Source organism: Thioalkalivibrio sp. ALE23 (assembly GCF_000378545.1).
GTDB lineage: Bacteria > Pseudomonadota > Gammaproteobacteria > Ectothiorhodospirales > Ectothiorhodospiraceae > Thioalkalivibrio.
Genome location: NZ_KB900089.1, coordinates 1 through 1,136, shown reverse-complemented (window position 1 = coordinate 1,136; position 1,136 = coordinate 1). Strand labels below are relative to the sequence as shown.

General features: G+C 64.0%; 1 protein-coding gene and 1 pseudogene. Both read right to left on the bottom strand.

Annotated elements, in window-relative coordinates; translation table 11 throughout:
* Positions 1-778, bottom strand: a pseudogene (locus tag F573_RS15470) (hypothetical protein); the annotation flags it as partial.
* A partial coding sequence (gene dut, locus F573_RS0114070; protein ID WP_026300954.1) for a dUTP diphosphatase occupies positions 778-1,136 on the bottom strand: 359 nt, incomplete at its 5' end. The gene dut and the pseudogene F573_RS15470, both read right to left, overlap by 1 nt.

Here is a 1,136-nt window from a genome sequence, read left to right as displayed (position 1 = left end):
CCAGCATGTTGTCGTCCGGCTTCGGTGGCATCATCTGCCACCCACTTGGGAGCGTTCGTACTGCCTCCGCCAGCTGTTCGGGATCTTCTCCTCGTTGATGCATCATCATCGCGAAGTTCGCGATATCTTCGAGGTTGCCCGGGTTCCCCTTGTACAGATGCTCCACCAGCATTCGCGCGAGCATTTCGCCCGAGCACTGGTCCGGGTCGTCCCAGCCGCCACGGCCTTTCTCGCGGGCCTTGGCGAGCTTGCGCTTCATGGCGCGTGCGAAGCGGTCCACGGCAAGATCGTCCGTGTGACGCGTTTCCGGCTCCGGCCGGGCGTCGATGGCCTCCTTGATTTCATCCGCCACGGGCGGGGGAACCAGTGCGATCACCTGGTCTCGCCAGAACAGGTTGATGTATCCCTTACACCCGCCTGGCGCCGTCACATCGACGTATTGAAACGCCTCAGCCGATGGCTGACACCCCGGGGGCTCGTTATTCTTCAGTGCGTTCTGAAGCTGCTCGTAGGCGGCCCGCCCGGCCGCCTCGAATGACTCGTCTGCCGGCGGAATCGCTCTCTGGAGCGTGCTGAATACTTCTTCGGCCAAGGTGCGCCAGCTTTCCAGCGCCGTCTGAGTCTCCGGCACCGGATGGGATTGCCGCAGCCGTTCGTTCTCCGCGCGCAGCCGCTCGATCTCGTCCGCGGCATCTTCCAGACCGTTCGACATAGCGCCAACAGAGTGGGCCTGGTTCAGGTCCGCGAGGTCGGTCAGACGTTTCACGATGTCCTCCATCACGCACCTCCCGTCGACCCGAACCCGCCATCGCCGCGCTCGCTGGCCTCGAACTCCTCCACCACGCGGAACTGCGGCTGGATCACCGGGACGATCACCAGCTGCGCGATGCGGTCGCCGGGGTTGATCGCGTAGGGTTCGTTGTAGCCTTCTTTGTCCCGGTGCCAGCACGACACCATGAGCTCGCCCTGGTAGTCCGAGTCGATCAGACCCACCAGGTTGCCGAGCACGATCCCGTGCTTATGGCCCAGCCCGGAGCGGGGGAGGATCATGCCGGCGTAGCCCGGGTCCGCGATGTTGACCGCGATCCCAGTGGGGATCAGTTCGCAATCGCCGGGGAACATATCTATCGGCTCGT